A 16,686-nucleotide genomic window follows, 5' to 3' on the forward strand; every position below is an offset into this window, starting at 1 on the left:
CCTTCGGTATTTTCTGAATAACCGTCCTCTGGGGATCGGGCGTCCAAATCGACGGCCGCACCGGTACCGACCGTTGGCGGATCGACCTGCAGCTGTTAACGCTTCGCGCTCAGAGACTCCGGAGGACTATATGGGAGAGGAATTACAGATCAAACGCATTCCGCCGTTCCCATCGAGAGCGACGGTCATTGCCGCAGCCAATATGCTCAAAGTCGAGGGTCACTCAGGCTTTGAGGCTATGCGTCTCGAATTCGATCTCCAGGACACAGACGCGGGCACAGGATCTGGACTAATGGCCCGGGCGACGTCACTCGCAACCTACGCCCTGAAGAATCCTGACGCCAGAACCCCGGATGGCATGTCATTGCAATCGGCTATTGTTACCCGGGCAGGCGAAATCTACCGCAGTGGCGCCACGGCCAACATCGGCGAAAAGGAGCGATCGGCGTTCAAGGCGGCGTCAGCCCAGGATGGACGACTAAACGATGTGACGGAGTTCGGTGAGGAAGTTGTCACGATTAGCGAAAACGAAGTCGTCGATCGTCGACCCGTGACAAGCGAACGCGACAATCCCCAGCCCTCCCACACCGCTTTGAAGCCCGACCGACCACGCAAGGTCTTCGTCGTTCACGGCCATGACGATGCAGCACGGGAAGCCGTAGCCAGGCATTTGGAGCGTCTCGGGTTTGAGGCGATTGTGCTCCATGAGCAAGCAAACCGGGGTGGTACGATCATCGAGAAGTTCGAAGCGAACAGCGACGTCGGCTACGCTGTGGTGTTGCTCACGCCGGACGATGAGGGCGCGAAGACGGGATCTATTGCGAGCCCAAGGGCTCGCCAGAACGTCATATTCGAATGGGGCTATTTCGTTGGTCGCCTCGGCCGCGAACATGTGTTGGCTCTGAAGAAGGGCGATGTCGAGCTTCCGTCGGACATTCAAGGCTGGGTGTGGGAGGTACTCGACGACTATGGCGCCTGGCGCCTGAAACTAGCAAAAGAGCTCGCGGCGGCCGGGTTCTCCATTGATTGGAGCAAGGCGGTTTCGTGAGCGCTGTCCCGTCACCAACCCCTGCCGTGAAGCATACCATATCGCCGCAGGTGTGCCCCGCAGGCCGCCACTACAAGTGGCGTACAGGGGCGTAAACGGTTATACGAAGGAACAAGGTCGATTTCATGCCGTGTGCCGCGGACGGACAACTGCTGGCGACCATTCGCCAGCAGTTGATCGCGCAGGTCTTGGGTCAAGAGCTGCATGTCCGCATCCTATTCGTCGTCTTCGACTTTGGGAGCGCGAAGGACGATCCGTCCGTCGAGCGGCAGGGCGTCGAGGACGAGCGTCCCACCCTCGCCGTCATCGTGGGCGAAGAATGCTCCGATGCGCGTCCAGAAGGCTTTCTGGCCTTCGGCCTTGGCGTCCCGCACGGTGTAGGCGTGGTAGGTCGGGGATTTCGCCTCGGTCTTGGCAGTCTTGGTGTTCTGATTGTCTTTCATGGTCTTTTCCTTTGGTTGATTGATCTGTCCCGAAGGACGGTTCCCAAATCGACCGGCGGCACGGCTGGCTTGTCCCCAACACGGGAGCGATAGCGAAGGAGCGGGCAGGAACGGGACAAGGCGGACGCGCCGGTCAGAACCGGACATCCATTCGGGCCGTTCAATCAACGGAAAAGCCTTGAAAGGCCGAACACCTGCCAATGAGCGAAGGCGACGCCATCACCGCCGGCGAAAGCAGAGGTCACGAGAGAAGGCGACCTCTGGACCCATCACGGCACAGCAGCTCGCCCGATGCAACGAATAGGCACCGCGCTCCGGACCGGGCCGCTCGGGAGCGGACCGATCCGCGCAACCGGAAACGACAGAGCCGGCGGGCCGCACCGCCGACCGCGCCCTCGGCAACGCCATGGCGTTGCCGGTCGGACATAGGATGTCCGACACCCGCCGGCCGGCGGTCTGTCACTCGCCAATAAATTGGGGAGTGACAGACCGCCCTCAAACCCACGGTAGACAAAGGGTTCGCACAAACGCTCCTGCATGACCTGCAAATGACGCTGCGCTTCGCCTGAGCACGCGAAAATCATTTCCAACGCGATGCGCTGGCCATTGGCAGGCGGCGCCGTCCACTATCCCGGCAGGCAAACACTGCCTGAACCATCTCACCCGACCATTTCCCAAGCAAAAGGAGAGCACACCATGCCTGCTCAACCCATTCGTGCGCCGCCGCGGCGGGCACACCTCCGGTCTCGACCTCTCGGTGACCGGACGCCCAACAGGGCAAACCACTTCGGCCAGCCATCCGGCTGGCTCGGGAGGCTCATACCGTAAGGAAGACTACGCATTCCGGCCATGCCGCGAATGACCTTCGCGGGGTGTCACGATCTACGGACGTGCATCGGCCATCAACACTCAGCCAAAAATAAGAAGCGAGCAAGATGGACGATCTAACCATGGACCTGGTGCGGCTGTGCCAACGCAACCGGGACGGCTCTTACGGCACTCAGAACAACCGCCGGCGCGGCCTGACCGCAATGGCCAATGACCTCGCGGACCTCGGCTACAAATTGCCGGCCGCGAGCTCCCTTAAACCCAAACATGTCGAGGCGCTTGTCGAGCGCTGGCTGGACGGCGACACGACTGACGCCAGTGTCCGCAACCGCCTCACCTGGCTGCGCTGGTGGGCGGAGAAGATCAACAAGCCTAATGTCGTCAACCGTGACAATGCCGCGTACGGCGTCGCCGAACGCGGCGAGGTCACCCGCAACCGCGCGCAGGTCCTCGACCCCGCCAAGCATGGCGATGTCGAGTGTCCCTATATCCAGACCTCCCTGCTCCTGCAGTCAGCGTTCGGCCTGCGGCGCGAGGAAGCAATGAAGTTCCAGCCCCAGGAAGCCATCCGTGGCGACCACATCGCCTTGAAGGCCAGTTGGACCAAGGGCGGCCGCGCACGGACCATACCGATCACCACGCTGGAACAGCAGCAGGTGCTCCAGGAAGCCAGGCGCCTTGTTCCGGGCCGCGGATCATTAATCCCGGCGCAGATGACCTATGTCGAGCACCTCAAGCGGTTCGAGTACCAGACCCTCAAGGCGGGACTGCGCAACACCCATGGCCTGCGGCATGCCTATGCCCAGCAGCGCTACCGCGCCTTGACCGGTCGGCCCTGCCCGCTGGCCGGTGGCAAGCGCTGGGCCGACATGGACAGCAACGAACGCGCCGCCGACCGCGCGGCCCGCCACAAGATCTCGGCCGAGCTTGGCCACGGTCGCCTCAAAATCACCGACACCTACCTGGGGAGTGCCTTCTGATGAAGCGCGCGGAAGGCAATTTCCTCATGGCCTTCAAAACGAGGAAGTTCTACGCAACCCAACTCTTCAAGCCCGCAACAATCGCCAAAGCGATCGACGAGGCCGCTACGCAGGGCCATCGCCACTATCGCGTCGTGCAGGACCTGCCGTTTGATCTTTCCGAAACGGCCGCCGCCCAGGAACTGGAGATCTGGCTCGATTCCGAGCAATTCCACTACATCTGGCGCCCGACCCTCATTGAGCAGGATCCGCTGCGTATCGCGACGGTGACGGAATATCCGGAGTTGGAGATTTCCTGGTAATTCGGTCAGTGCAACCAAAAAAGCAGGGCGTTCGCCCTTGGCAGCAGAGAAGGGGATGTTCATCCCTTTTTTTGTTTTTTGCCTCCGCTTCCGGAGGTGATGGGGCCAGCAGTTCTGCTGGTCCGGCGCAAGTGGCCCTTTAGGCCCGGCTAATAGTGCGAAAGCTGATGTTTGCCACTCAAGGTTAGCTTAACGAATTTTGCGGGTAGCGGTTGTATTCGGCTTGGCTGTTGTTACTCTCTGCAGTGGGGCTGGGGTTTGGCTATGGGCGACTTTAAGTTCGATCCCTTGGGGGATTTGTCCAAAAATATTTCGAACGGAGTCAAGTGGAGCCAATACGGGCTTAAACTCGGCCGCCATATGCGGGCCAGAAGTGCCCGAAAACAGGTCGAACAGCTCTACGGGCCCGAAGTGGCTGACCAGGTCGAAGCCGCCATTCGCTCCGGCCGCGATCCCGGCCCAATCATCGAGCGAGCCCAGCGCGATCTCGAGGCCCGCGAAGAGCGCGAGAGGCAACTCGCCAACCCACCTCCACTGTATGGGTCCGGTCGCTGGGCCAGCCCCCAGGAGTTGAGGACCATTCCGAACGGCAAGTTGTACCTTGCCGGCCGGCCCGCTTTTGATAACCCCTCATCCATCCTGCTCGGAGGCTATTCAGACGACGAGGGAAGCCCCGAGACGCAATTCGTCCATTGGGACGATGACGGCCATCTGCTGACCATCGCTCCCACCCGTTCCGGCAAGGCGGTGACGTCCATCGTGCCGAACCTGTTGCGGTATCGGGGAAGCTGCGTGGTGCTTGACCCCAAGGGCGAGCATTTCGAGAAGACCTCGCGATGGCGCAGGTCCATTGGCCACGAAATCTACCGCATCGCCCCCTTCGATCGGACGTCGGGCTGGATGAGGCATCGCTACAACCCCTTGGCGCGGGTGCGGAGCCAATCGGACGCTCGTTCGCTCGCGGAACAGATGTTTCCCCGGGACCCTCAGGCGTCGTCGTTCTTCCAAGAAGATGCTGCCGGGTTTCTGACCGCGGCGATGATGTATGTGAACGGTAACGCGCCGTCCCATAGGCGTACGCTCGCGACGGTTTGCCAACTGGCCTCCCGAAAAGGGCGGGACCTGCTTGACGTCGCGAAGAAGTTTACGGAATTCCCGTCTACGGCAGATGCCGGCAAGGCGGTGCTCGAAAAAACGCGGGATCGCGGACTGCAAACCCTGGAAGCGACGCTGGAAAGCAAGCTCGCCCTTTGGCGCGACAGCGATATCCAGCAAAGTCTGAGCGGATCCGACTTCTCATTTGAAGACCTGAAGGACCGCCCGATCACGGTCTATATCGACATCCCCTTCGGGAAAATGGAACCCTATGCGCCCTGGTTGCGGATTCTGCTCAAGGGCGCGCTCGACGCCATGGAGAACAATCGTCGCCTGCCGGACATTCCGGTCCTCTTCATTCTCGACGAATTTCTCAACCTCGGGCCTTTTCCGGAATTCCGTGCGGCGATCCGCACCCATGCAAGCACTGGCGTGCGCCTGTGGTTTTTCCTTCAGGACGTTATGTCACTGCAGGAACAATACCCCGGCAATAGCTGGCAACCGTTCCTGAACTGCTCGGTCAAGCAGTTTTTCGGCGTCGACGACCCGATAACGGGCGAGCTCATCGGTAAATACCTCGGCCATGAAACACTCGCCTATCTCAGCTCGTCTAGCGGCCATAGCGGGTCCTCACAGTTGGGAGGGTGGTACGCGGATGCATCAGTCAACACGGGAACGTCTGGCAACGAAACCGTCCAGTTCCTCGGACGGCCGCTGATGACACCGGACGAGATTATGGAGTTGCTTTCCGGTTGGCAGCGGAACGGCTGGCGTTGGGCAATCAATTATGCCCGCGGCGCGCGGCCCTTCAAGACGAGGCTGGTGTCTTTCACGGAAAGTGAGACCTGCAAATCGCGCATCGGCATGGCCGAAGGAGTATCGCCATGACGCTCGCAAGCAGGATATTCGGGCGCGAGACTCAGCTTCAGCCGCTCATCAAATCATTGGTCCTCGTGACGGCCTTGCGCGCCGGATGGCTCGCCATCAACGCCTATCCTCCAGACGCTCTGTTCTGGGCCCGTGCGTTGCTTCCCTGGCCACAGCATGCGTTTTCTTGGGTCGTCCTGTCGGTGGACCTCGTGCTGTTGTTCTACCAATTCCGAGCAGCGATCCGGCTCACCCGATTGCTGCTCTTGCGGTTCGCGCCGGACTTTGCAGCCTTTCTGGGCTTTTCGGCATCTCTGCCTGACACTGAACAACACTTGACCCCGCGCCATCGATCTTGGTGGCCCACAGCGCTGCTGCTCTGCGCGATTCTGATGCTCTCGTGCTGCGCCGTCACCTGGCTTGTGCTGATGCTCTCCTACGGGCAGTGGGCGCCCTTCGATCTGTTCATGCGGACGTATTTCGCCGATCGGGCGTTGCTGGTCGGCCTGGTCCTGTCGGTGTTGGGCCTCCTGTTCGGCGGACGCTACATCGGGCGCGCCGCCCGCGACGTCACGACCAGTTTCGGGGTGGTAACCGTCGATGAGAGTCACTGGCTGACAGAGCGCGTCCACGGCCTCGCTGACAGACTGAGCTTGCCAAGGCCCGCCGTCGGCGTCACCAGCATTCTCAATGCCTTTGCTATGGGGTCGAACCAGAAATCGTCCATGGTCGTCATCGGCAAACCCCTGTTTGACTACGAACAGGACGAACTGGACGCCATTATCGGACACGAGCTCGGGCACATCCTGCACAACGACGTGGCGCGGATGTACTTCGCTGAAGGATTCCAGCGCGTGCTGGTCAACACGGTCAACGTGCTCACGGTGATTGGCGCCTTTGCAGCCGCTGCCAATTCCAAAAGGCGATCAGACGCCCGCCGCAACGTCCAGCTTGCCCTGGGAAGCGGCCGGATCGTCCGCAAAACCGTGTTCGTCGCCTCTGAACTGGTCGCCAAGGGCATTTCGCGTAACCGCGAATTCCACGCCGACGCGGTCGGCGCTCATTTGACTTCGCCCGACGCCATGGCACGTGCGCTCAAGCGCGTTCATGGCGTTGCAGATAAACCCACCGCCCAGGAGCAGCACTACGGCTACCTGATGTTCCGCGGAACCGCATTCGGCAATCTCTTCGCCACTCACCCGCCACTCAAGGCACGCCTGAAGGCGCTGGAGGCCCGTACGGCGTCATCAGAGGTCGCCGCAGCGGCCGAGCCACAAACCCACGGTGCAACGCCTGAGGCGCTTGCTGGCGTTGGCCTGATCGCCCTCTCTGTACGCCTGAGTCCAATTGCCGATGGCATCGTACGCAACACCCGGAACGCCTTCATTGCCGTCCGCGGTAGTGTCAACGCGAAGCGGCTCGGGACCCTCGGCGCAGTTTGTCTGCTTCTAGCGCTGGTAGCCCCGGCTATCGTCAGCTTCTACGGGCTCGAGCGGCGGTTCGATGACGCCAGGGCGTCAGCGGGCCAAGCCGTCTCGTCGTCCTGGAACTGGGTGGCCGAGACAAAGGAAGCGTGGTTCGGCGTTTCCGAATACACCACGCGTCTCCGGCAGCTAGACACCAGGGAGCAGGCCGTGAAGAGCGCGGAAGCCCGCCTCGCAGCCGACCGCAGTGCCCTCGCCCAGCAGACATCCGCCGGCAACAGCAACCTCGCTGGCACGCTCGCTGAACGTGACCAGGCCCGTCGGCAAGTTCAGGATCTGCTCCTGAAACTCGACGCGGCTAACGCCGACCGCTCGTTGCTGACGGCACGGCTTGCCCAGCAGAAGACCCCGGGAACCGGGGCTGACCAGGCCGACCTGCAACGCCAGGTCGCCTCGGTCACTCAGCAATTGTCTTCGATGACCGCCGATCGCGATGAGATGGTCCGGAGGAACGATGAGCTTCGGCAAATGAACCTGGAGCTGAAGGGGCAGATTGCCGACCGGGACATGGCTCGGGTCGACCTCGACAAGCAAATCCAGGCCTTCCAGGACCGGATTGCCGGCCTCACCAATGGACTGAATGTCAGCCAGGAAGCGCCTACCCTGCCGGCTGTTCGCCCGGCGCCGTCAGCGCCGCAAGGCGGCTACGGTGCCTTCGCCGCCGCTGCCAATGGCACTCTCATCCTGACAGACCGGAGTTTTGCGACGGAGCAAGCGGCCACCGATGCGGTGCTGGCCGATTGCAGCCAATACAGCGGCGGGAGCCAATGCGTGGTGAAACAGGTTTTCCACAACACCTGCGCGGCCGTGGCGCGTGTCATCCCAGTGACCAGAAAATCGCACTACGCGCTTCAGTTGGAACCGAAGATCCGGGATGCCGAGGAGATGGCCCTGTCCGAGTGCTTCCAGCGCAATCACAGGCCGTGTGAGGTGACGCGGCAGGTTTGCGTGGAATGAGGCAGAACCGCTCGGGGCGGGACGGTTATGCAACACTGGCCCGCGAGGGCGGTTGGCCCTCACCGGCCAACGGAGGAACACCCATCTGAAATCACTTTTGACCCTGCCGGCGGCACCATCGAAGCTTACTTCAAAAACGCCGAAGTGGCACTGCGAAGCCAGCTAGCTCCACGGCTTCGCAAATTGGACAACAGGTTCTGCGTAACGCCGTGACTGCGGCGGATATCGATCGCCTTATCGAGAGAACGAACGCTCACTACGCCAAACCCCGTTAAGGGGGCGTCTTTGTAGACCGAGAATGAGTGCTAACCCCGACCTGAGAACCAATCCAAATGGTTCTCGGTCGTAGGCTCGCGCTCCATGTCCTGAACCATACGCTGCTCAGCCTGTTCAAGCTCGTGCATCTGCGGCGGGTTTTCGGCCAACGACTGTTTGAACCAGTCGAGGTGGTCCTCCCGGGGCGCCGGATGGCTCTCCTGCCACTTCTCCGCAAGGCGCTGCTCTTGGGGTCGCTCCCGTTGCTCGCGGAGCAGGTTTTCCAGATCCTCGATTTGCCGCTCGACCTTGCCTAAGTCATACATGTGGCCGAGTTGGACGTTATGACGCTCCCGCAGATAGTCGATAAGCCGGGCTGAGCCTTCGTGGCCGATGGTAGCATTGATTTCGTGGTCGATGTTCTCGATGGATTGTTCCAGCGATTGCGCATGTTCGCGAAGTCGCGCCAACTGGTCCTCTGCACTCATGGTGACCTCCGAAGGGGTTAGTGCTCGTAGTGGTAGGCGGGAAGATGCTCCGGCTGCTCTTGCAATTCGGTGATGAGATGGGCGCGCAGCCTCTCCCCGGATTCGACCAGTTGTTGAGCGCGGGCGTGGAAATAGAACGCACCTTCACGCAGATCCTCGTCAATCCCCGGGATCGTTTCGGCCTGGTGCTTACGCATCGCCCAATAGGCGAGGCGCTTGCGCCGCCGGACCAGGTCCGTTTCGAGCCATTCCAGCACTTTTCGGGTCTTCTCGCGCTGTTCGGCCGTGAGCTCCGGGATTCCGAATACCGATCCTTGATGTAACCTGGCCATATCTTGATGATGGGGCGGTATTGTGAATCCCGCAAGTGTTACCTGCGTCGAGGAGCAGGGGACTGCTAGGTTTATAGGCGTCGGAAGTACCTGAAAACTCACAGAAAGCGCCCGCGGCCCGGCAGCCAGGCTAACAAATCGTCAGGGGAAGGTTCGCGCTGCCCTGGCTGATCGCCGAGGTCAGGCTCGTCGGGCGATGGCGGGTTCTCTGCCAAATCCTTCCTGAACCAGTCCAGATGATCCTGGGGCGACCCATCTTCCGCCGGCTCGACCAATTCAAGCCATCCCAAAGGGTTCTCGTGGTCGATACTATCGCGACCTGCACCACGCACATCATGTTCACGCATGTTGCGCTCCAAGGCCTGGATTTCCTTTGCTGTCGTGCCCAGTTCGTAGATCAGCTCCCGTTGCGCGCTGTAACGGTCTTTGAGGAACGATATGATCCGCTTGGCGTTGGCCTCGGCCTCCAGGCGAGGCAGCCAGGTCGTGATTGTGGTTTCGATATCACTGATGGCCTGTTTCAGTGACCGAGCTTGGTCGTACAGTTGCGCGAGCGCCTCCTGATTGTCCACGGCTAGTCCTCCGTCTATTTCTGGAAAAGGTACCCCCGTCCAACCTTTGGTGGCAACGACATCAGGGCGGAAATGACGCCCACCCTATCGCTCATCCCGCTCCGGCTCGGAACGCGTTTCAGGGGGTCGGGCAGCGTGTTGGTCGCTGGGATCGAGCCAATCCAGGTGGTTTTCCCATCGCTCCAGCGTGCCGACGTCTTCTGGTCGGATCTTGTCTTCCAACCAATCCAGCAACTTGTCGGGCGAGAGGCGGTATGCCGCCGCATCGTCCTCGGTCATCTGCAGTGTATTCTCCCGATCGACGGCCGCCTGGGCGGCCTCAGCGCAGCCTTGAGCGTGTGCCGCGTTTAGTTCGGGCGCTGGGGCATGCATGTCGGCCAGCATTCGGTCCTCAGCGACCTCCAGCTCGCTTGGATGAATAGGCGAACCGTCCGGATCCGGCACGGGTAAGTCTTCATCAGGCTCCCTTGGTGACATCTGATCCCTCTCTCGTTGGGCGAGAACCCTGCGGGCGCGCCGTTCCTGGCGATTTGGGCCACGGTGAAGACCAGGATGCTCCCCCTGCCTGCGCTTGGCGTAGCTCCGCCCGTCAATCGCAATGGCCAGCCCCGCCTTGCTCAAGGCCTCATTCGCAACTCGTTCCCACAGCGCCCTCGCCTCGGTGACAAACTGCTTCCCGTCAGCGCTGCGGATCTTCAGCCCGAAACCACCTTCTCCTACCACGCGTGTGCTCATGAGCATATGCACGTGCGGATTATGGCGGGTGCCATCGTCATGAATGGCCAAGTCCACTACAAATCCCTGCGCGGTGTAGGCGTCGGCCATCGTCCGGGCCACAGCTAGCCACGAGGAGCGTGGCAACTCGAGCGGGAGCGCAAACTCCACCTCCTTCGCCAATCGCGCGTCCTTGCGCTTCTCTGCGGCCTCCACGGCGTTCCAGAGGGCGGCCCGCTGCCCCATCCACTCTGGCGCGCCTTCCGGCAGACGGATCTCGGTCGCCACCACGTCGCGGCGCCCGCCGAAATCCGACAGGCGCTCTTCCGCCTCATTTGGCAGGACCTCGCCCGCGCGATACGCGGCTGCCGCCACAACGGAACGCCCCTCGCTCCGGCTGATGTTCTTCACGTTCAGGTGAAAGATAGCCACGAACCTCTCCACGGCACGGACGGGGGACGGGGGGTGTCCCCCAGCGCACCTGCCGGTTTTCTCCGGTTTGCGTCTCGCAACCGGTCAGAAAACCGAGCATGCATCGCCCCCCTTTTCCCCAATGCGTACACGTTGGGGCGATGCGTAGGTGCGCTGTACGCATTGGCGCAAACTCGCGCCAACCACGCAAGTCGGCACCTAGCTTTAATTCTCGAACAGGTCGAGCGTCTCGGCCTTCGGCTTTTTGGGCGGCCTGGCCTTCCGAACGTTGATCGCCGCCGCGTCGAGCCGGTTCTTGAGATGCACGGCGTAGTGCTTCTCAATCATCTCGACGCTCGTCCGGCAGTTTTTGGCGACCTGGTAGATGTCGGCGCCCTCCAGCAGCCGGAAGCTGATGTAGCTGTGGCGCAGTGAGTACAGCGTGCGCCGGTTGCCCTCGCGGTCGAGCTTGAGGCCGATCTTGTCAAGGATGCCATTGAACTGCTTTTTGTGATCGACTGGGAACAGTTTGTCGGTCGGCTTTGGCTTGTTCCGGGCCACCATCCGCTCAAAGGGAAAAACCGCGCCCGACGTGCTCTTGCAATACCCCACCCCGCGCTTGCCGCGCACCTGGATTTCGAGGATCTTCTGGCCCGTTGCCTTGTCTTTCACGATCTCCACGTCGCGATATTCAAGCCAGTTGGCTTCGTCCGGCCGTAAACCGGTGTTGGCCAGGAACAGGATCTTGTCGTGAAGCTGCTCGGACAGCCAGACGCGATGGGCCTTCTCGCCCTCCTGGGCCTTCTTGCTGGCATCCCGCGCCTTTTGCGCATGTGCCCGCGTCGCCTGGTACAGCTGTTTGTATTCCTCTGGCGTAAACCAGGCGCGGTGAACGACCTTCGCGGATTTCTTGTAGGGCTGCGAAATATCCGGCAGATGCGCAAGCCACCGGTGTCGCACGGCGGTCTTCAGGACAAGCCGCAAGGTCACCGTCTCGTGGTGCAAGGTGCTGCGGGAGGGCAGCTTCTTGCCCTCCTCCGGCGTCATCCTTGAGACACGGTATTCCTGGACTGTGCCGGCGTTGATCGTGGATAGGCCCATCTTGCCGAAGTACGGCACCAGATAGCTGCGAACGCGCCGGTAGTGGTCCTTGACCCAGCGGGCATTGCGCTCGCCCTCGGTCAGGACCTCATACTCCGTAATGAACTGGTCGGCTGCGTCCTTGAACGTCTTCTCCGACAGGAGCTCGCCGCGCCGGCCTTTGTCCTTGAGGCCGAAATACCAATCCTCGGCCCAGTCCTTGGCCTTGGAGAGGCTTTCTTCCTTGGTGCTGACCCGCCAGTTTTTGCCTTTGAGGTACGTCGAACAATGCCAAATCGGGCTGTCGTTGCGCCGATAGACGTGAACTTTGCCTTCCAGAATCGTGTGTTTTTCCGCCACCGCCAGACACTCCCTGCGTGCGTGCAAGTTTGTGCAAGAGATGTGTAAGGCTACTTTCGGCGTCCTCGCCTAGCAAGGCGATTTCTAAGTGCCTGATTTTCCTTGGAAAATGGCACGGGCAGCAGGGCTCGAACCTACGACCTGCGGTTTTGGAGACCGCCGCTCTACCAACTGAGCTATGCCCGTACACGTGCGCCTCGGCGCAGGCGCTTCCTAAAAGCTTCCGCACGCTCTGTAAAGAGTGGTTTGCAAGCAAACATGCCTTAACCCCTGCGCCAGAAATCGGGATAGTCGACGACCAGCCCCTCGGCATCGATCTCCAGCTCCCGCCTGAAGTCGCTCGCGCGCGATTCATAGAGGTAGCGCCTGCCCTCTTCGAGGCACGTGTAACGCTGCGGGTTGCGCACGACAGTGAGTGCCGGGAAATCGATGAAGGCCGTGGCGATCTCGGCACTCTGCCCGGCCGAAAGCGCCAGGCGCCGGATCGGCAGCGTGTTGGTAAAGGGCGTGACGGTGAGGTCGGGTTCGAGCACGCCCGCCAGCTCGGGCATCGGCAGGCCGTCCCTGGTCCAATGACCATCGCCATCGGAGGCCAGGACAAGCGTCCGGCCATCGCCGATCATATCGACCGTGACACTCTTCGCGTGCCAGCCGGCATCGCAGGTAATGCGGTAGCGGACCGCAAATGGCGTCTCGCCCGAGCAGATGACGACTGAATCGGCCAGGAACCGGCCCGCTTGCTCCCCCAGCACAAGATGTTCGAAGCCGGGTCCATCCCACTCGCGCCAGCGCACGATCTTGGCATCTTGCGGCATCAATCATCGACCTCCCTGGCAAGCGGAAGCTATTTTGCGTCCGGCACCCGGTACGGCCCGCCAGGCACTCCCCAGCCCCAGGCGGGCATCGGTTCGGCCTCGGGATCGCAGGTCTCGCCGAGATTGGAATTCATCTTGGCCAGTCGAGACCCCCATTCGACGTAGCCCATGAAGGCGGAACGGAATTCTGGATCGTCCGGCAGGCCGACCTGATCCGCCGCGTCGGCGAGAAGATTGATCCAGCGGCGGCGCTGCTCCTCGGTCAAATGCTTGCCCAGATGATGCATGACCATTTCGCGGTGGCCGCCGAATTCCTCGCTGTAGGTTTTCGGTCCGCCGAAGACCTCGCCGATGAAGGCGGCGACATGGGCCGGGTGATCCGGCGACATGTGTTTGAACACCGGGCCAACGACCGGATCCTTTGCCACCTCGTCGTAGAAGGTTTGCGTCAGCCGGTTCAGCGCCTCGCTGCCGCCGGCCCATTCGTAGAGTGTCGGAACGTCCTGGCTCATTCTCGATCCTTCGCCGGCCCCGCAGCCGCGACGATAGCGGAAATCGAGCATGGCTCAACCTGCCTCGATGGGCAGTTTGCCGACGTCGCCGTGCTCTACAGCTTGGCAGGCGCATCAGCCTGTGCATTGGCGGCTGGCAGGCCTCGGCAATTGTCGGGCTTGGCAATGGCCTTGCAAACCGTGGAGCCGGTCAGCGCGTCGACCGATTGCGGTCCCGTTGTCAGTCCAGCCTTCAGCATCGTGTCCGGGTCAAGTTGCCCCTCGGACGAGCGTCGCTCGATCGCCGCGAACAGAGCGGGACCGATCGCCATCTCGTTGAGATACGCCTTGACCACCAGCTTCTGTCCCATCGGATACAGGCTGAGCCGCGCCCGGGGCCCAACAAGCCGTCTGGCACCACCGGCGACCATGAGCGCACAGGCAGAATCACACTCCACCCCGGCATCGATGGTCAATCCCGCATAGGCTCCCTCCGTGGCCAGGCAATTCCACGCGCCGGGGTCGCAGTCGACGAAATCGGTCCGGGCAACGGCGATGTCGAGCTTTCTTTCATGGATAAGTCGTCCCATTGCGAGAGCGCTGGGCAGGTCGCCGCCGCGTGAACTGATGACGACAGGCAGCCGCCGATGGCCAAGCGTGGCCACCAACTGCCGCAGTTTCCGCGGCGTCTGGTTCGTTATCGCACCTTCCGCCGATATCCATTCCGGACAGTCGGGATTGCACAGCGGGTTGCTGCCGCGAACCACGATGAAGCGCATGTCCCCGCCGGCCTTTGCGGTGTCCGGTTGAACGGGTCCGGCAGTCATGGATTTGTCCGCGGCCGATGGCGTCGTCTTGTTTGCAGGTCCAGCTACCTCCCGGCAGTTCGCGGCCGGCCGGTCCAGCCTGCACAGGCTTGCCGTGGTCAACAAATCTACCGCGTCCCGGCTGGTGACCAGCTTCATCGTCAACATGGCGTCGAGCGGAATCTGACGAATCTCGCTCGCCGGCGTGGCCTTCATGATTTCCAGCACGCCATCGCCTATACCCATTTCCCTCAGGTACACCGAAAGCGTCTTCTCGACGGTCCCGCTCATCTCGTAGGTTTTGTAGCTGCCTGCGTTTTTACGGCTGACCACCTTGGTGCTGATGATCTTCTTCTTGCCGTTCACGATCCGGTACGTGGTCCGGTAGAGCAGCCTCTCGCGGTGGAACGTGGTGGTGATCTGGTGGACGCCGAGATAGCCGTAATCTCCAACCACGCGGCGGACACCGCCGGAAAACATCAATGGACAGGCCGAATTGCACATGGCTCCGTCGTCATAGGCCACCCCGAAATAGTCGGCACCCTTGCCCTTGTTGTCCTCGCAGTCGCCCATTGCCGGCTGGCAACCGGAAAAAACCGTCACGCCGACGGCGATATCGAGCTTGTTCTTGCGGATCATCCGGCCCAGGGCCAGCGCCGCATCGACATTACCGCCGGGCGAATTGACGACCACCGGCAATTGCCTTCCCTTGAGCGCCTTGAGCGTGCGCTTGAGGAGCGACGGCGTGTCCGCCGCGATGGTGCCGTCCGCCGATATCCATTCAGGACAGTTGGGTTCGCATCCCGGAGCGTTGCTGCGCACGACGACGAAGCGCATCGGCGGGATTTCGGGAGGCCCATCTTCCGCTTGCGCTGTCACAATAGGCAGCACCATGGCGACGACGAGGCAAACCAGTGCCCACAACCGCCATGCCTTCCCATCGAAACGGCGCCTTGAGACCACTGTTGGCAAAGCTCCCTTGGTGCAACCTATACTAGTTGCAGCCATGGCGCTTGCAACAGCTTTGAGAGGCCCTCGCAATACTTGCGCTGCCAAGCGCACGAAACGAAAAAAGGGCGGCCCCGAGGCCGCCCTTTCCTTGTCGAACCGGCAGCAGCCGGTCTCGATTATTCCTTGATGGTGACGACGATTCCGGCACCGACGGTGCGGCCGCCTTCACGGATGGCGAAGCGCAGCTTCTCTTCCATGGCGATCGGCACGATCAGCTCGACATCGACCGTGATGTTGTCGCCAGGCATCACCATCTCGGTGCCTTCCGGCAGCGACACGATGCCGGTCACGTCGGTCGTGCGGAAGTAGAACTGCGGACGGTAGTTGGTGAAGAACGGCGTGTGACGGCCACCTTCGTCCTTGGTCAGGATGTAGGCTTCGGCCACGAACTTCTTGTGCGGCTTCACCGTGCCCGGCTTGGCCAGAACCTGGCCGCGCTCGACACCTTCACGATCAACGCCGCGCAGCAGCGCGCCGATGTTGTCGCCAGCCTGGCCCTGATCGAGCAGCTTGCGGAACATTTCAACGCCCGTGCAGGTCGTCTTGGTCGTCGGACGGATGCCGATGATCTCCAGTTCCTCGCCGCCCTTGACCACCCCGCGCTCGACGCGGCCGGTCACGACCGTGCCACGGCTCGAGATCGAGAACAAGTCTTCGATCGGCATCAGCAACGGCTTGTCGAGCGGACGAACCGGCGTCGGGATGTAGGCGTCGACCTGAGCCATCAGCTCGCGGATCGCGTCCTCGCCGATCGTCTTGTTCGAATCCTCGAGTGCGGCAAGCGCCGAACCCTTGACGATCGGAATGTCGTCGCCGGGGAATTCGTTCTTCGACAGCAGTTCACGAACCTCGAGCTCGACCAGTTCGAGCAGCTCGGCGTCGTCGACCTGATCGACCTTATTCAGGAACACCACGATCGACGGCACGCCGACCTGACGGGCAAGCAGGATGTGCTCGCGGGTCTGCGGCATCGGGCCGTCGGCGGCAGACACGACCAGGATCGCGCCGTCCATCTGCGCGGCGCCGGTGATCATGTTCTTCACATAATCGGCGTGGCCGGGGCAGTCGACATGCGCGTAGTGGCGGTTCTCGGTCTCGTATTCGACGTGAGCCGTCGAGATCGTGATGCCGCGCGCCTTCTCTTCCGGCGCCGCGTCGATCTGGTCATAGCGCTTGTATTCGCCAAAATACTTGGTGATCGCAGCCGTCAGCGACGTCTTGCCGTGATCGACGTGACCAATCGTGCCGATGTTCACATGAGGCTTAGTGCGCTCGAATTTACCTTTTGCCATAGTCTCTTTCCTTGGACGGCCTGGACCTTCAGTTCAGTCGAATGCGGGGCGATTA

The 16,686-nt window shown here is 61.5% G+C and carries 15 protein-coding genes and 1 tRNA gene; 5 read left to right on the plus strand and 11 right to left on the minus strand.

What is annotated here, in order from left to right; translation table 11 throughout:
* Positions 1–130 precede the first annotated feature (130 nt).
* Positions 131–1,048, plus strand: coding sequence for a nucleotide-binding protein (locus tag EN804_RS02350; protein WP_246693344.1), 918 nt, complete (start codon positions 131–133; stop codon positions 1,046–1,048).
* Positions 1,049–1,263: 215 nt separating this feature from the next.
* Here the strand turns inward: EN804_RS02350 and EN804_RS02355 are convergent, their stop codons facing one another.
* Entirely contained in the window at positions 1,264–1,491 is a 228-nt protein-coding gene (locus EN804_RS02355) for a hypothetical protein (RefSeq protein ID WP_135918627.1), read from the minus strand.
* Positions 1,492–2,426: 935 nt separating this feature from the next.
* Here EN804_RS02355 and EN804_RS02360 point away from each other — a divergent pair.
* The 4 genes from EN804_RS02360 to EN804_RS02375 all read left to right on the plus strand — a co-directional run bounded on the left by EN804_RS02360 (position 2,427) and on the right by EN804_RS02375 (position 8,004).
* Positions 2,427–3,299, plus strand: a complete 873-nt coding sequence (locus tag EN804_RS02360) for a phage integrase N-terminal domain-containing protein (protein WP_135918628.1) — start codon at positions 2,427–2,429, stop codon at positions 3,297–3,299.
* Positions 3,299–3,601 (plus strand): hypothetical protein, encoded by a 303-nt coding sequence (locus EN804_RS02365; RefSeq protein ID WP_135918629.1) that lies wholly within the window; start codon positions 3,299–3,301, stop codon positions 3,599–3,601. Before EN804_RS02360 ends, EN804_RS02365 begins: the two co-directional genes overlap by 1 nt.
* 264 nt (positions 3,602–3,865) lie before the next feature.
* A complete protein-coding gene (locus EN804_RS02370; RefSeq protein ID WP_135918630.1) occupies positions 3,866–5,584 on the plus strand; it encodes a type IV secretory system conjugative DNA transfer family protein in 1,719 nt (572 codons plus the stop codon).
* Entirely contained in the window at positions 5,581–8,004 is a 2,424-nt protein-coding gene (locus tag EN804_RS02375; protein WP_135918631.1) for a M48 family metalloprotease, read from the plus strand. Before EN804_RS02370 ends, EN804_RS02375 begins: the two co-directional genes overlap by 4 nt.
* Before the next feature lie 305 nt (positions 8,005–8,309).
* Here EN804_RS02375 and EN804_RS02380 read toward each other — a convergent pair whose 3' ends face one another.
* From EN804_RS02380 to tuf, 10 genes are all read right to left on the minus strand, one after another.
* On the minus strand, positions 8,310–8,747 hold the full coding sequence (locus EN804_RS02380; RefSeq protein WP_135918632.1) for a hypothetical protein: 438 nt from the start codon (positions 8,745–8,747) through the stop codon (positions 8,310–8,312).
* Positions 8,748–8,764: 17 nt separating this feature from the next.
* Positions 8,765–9,004, minus strand: coding sequence for a hypothetical protein (locus EN804_RS02385; protein WP_246693345.1), 240 nt, complete (start codon positions 9,002–9,004; stop codon positions 8,765–8,767).
* A gap of 173 nt (positions 9,005–9,177) precedes the next feature.
* Positions 9,178–9,651 (minus strand): hypothetical protein, encoded by a 474-nt coding sequence (locus tag EN804_RS02390; RefSeq protein WP_135918634.1) that lies wholly within the window; start codon positions 9,649–9,651, stop codon positions 9,178–9,180.
* Between the two features lie 84 nt (positions 9,652–9,735).
* Entirely contained in the window at positions 9,736–10,797 is a 1,062-nt protein-coding gene (locus EN804_RS02395; RefSeq protein WP_135918635.1) for a MobA/MobL family protein, read from the minus strand.
* Positions 10,798–11,001: 204 nt separating this feature from the next.
* Positions 11,002–12,216, minus strand: a complete 1,215-nt coding sequence (locus tag EN804_RS02400) for a site-specific integrase (RefSeq protein WP_135918636.1) — start codon at positions 12,214–12,216, stop codon at positions 11,002–11,004.
* A 110-nt stretch (positions 12,217–12,326) separates the two neighbouring features.
* Positions 12,327–12,402 (minus strand) — tRNA-Trp (locus EN804_RS02405).
* A gap of 77 nt (positions 12,403–12,479) precedes the next feature.
* Positions 12,480–13,031, minus strand: coding sequence for a putative glycolipid-binding domain-containing protein (locus EN804_RS02410; protein WP_135915619.1), 552 nt, complete (start codon positions 13,029–13,031; stop codon positions 12,480–12,482).
* Between the two features lie 29 nt (positions 13,032–13,060).
* Positions 13,061–13,543 carry a group II truncated hemoglobin gene (locus EN804_RS02415; protein ID WP_135918637.1) on the minus strand — a complete coding sequence of 161 codons (483 nt, stop codon included), beginning with the start codon at positions 13,541–13,543 and terminating at the stop codon, positions 13,061–13,063.
* A gap of 95 nt (positions 13,544–13,638) precedes the next feature.
* Complete coding sequence (locus EN804_RS02420; RefSeq protein WP_135918770.1) at positions 13,639–15,291, minus strand: hypothetical protein; 1,653 nt, start codon at positions 15,289–15,291, stop codon at positions 13,639–13,641.
* A gap of 164 nt (positions 15,292–15,455) precedes the next feature.
* Positions 15,456–16,631 carry an elongation factor Tu gene (gene tuf / locus EN804_RS02425; RefSeq protein ID WP_135918638.1) on the minus strand — a complete coding sequence of 392 codons (1,176 nt, stop codon included), beginning with the start codon at positions 16,629–16,631 and terminating at the stop codon, positions 15,456–15,458.
* Positions 16,632–16,686 lie beyond the last annotated feature (55 nt).

The organism is Mesorhizobium sp. M8A.F.Ca.ET.161.01.1.1, from assembly GCF_004792105.1.
Taxonomy (GTDB): domain Bacteria; phylum Pseudomonadota; class Alphaproteobacteria; order Rhizobiales; family Rhizobiaceae; genus Mesorhizobium.